Source organism: Actinomycetota bacterium (genome assembly GCA_030019255.1).
Lineage (GTDB): Bacteria > Actinomycetota > Geothermincolia > Geothermincolales > RBG-13-55-18 > Solincola_A.
This window is the reverse complement of sequence record JASEFK010000043.1, coordinates 1-254: the sequence shown is the minus strand read 5'-3', so window position 1 is coordinate 254 and position 254 is coordinate 1. Positions and strand designations below refer to the sequence as shown.

General features: G+C 64.6%; 1 protein-coding gene. It reads right to left on the bottom strand.

All coding sequences use genetic code 11. The annotated features are described in order from the left end of the window. On the bottom strand, nucleotides 1-254 hold a 254-nt coding region (locus QME84_12785; GenBank protein ID MDI6875139.1), incomplete at both ends, for a hypothetical protein.

Here is a 254-nt window from a genome sequence, read left to right as displayed (position 1 = left end):
GATACATGCCCGCCCGCGCGTCCGTTCCAGTACATGGCGCGCTCGCAGATGATGGGCAGCCCTCCCTCCACCCTGGTGGAGACGTCGCTCTCCTCCACTAAGGAGTTGACCAGGATGGTTAAGCGAGAGCTGCCGCCCACGGGGAAGGTGTCCTCCCGCACCTCCCCACCGGGCTTCATGAAAGTGAAGGTGACCTCGGTTGGCTCGGGGTTGGGGTTCTGCACCAGCACGTAGGTCTCGAAGCCCCAGGCGGT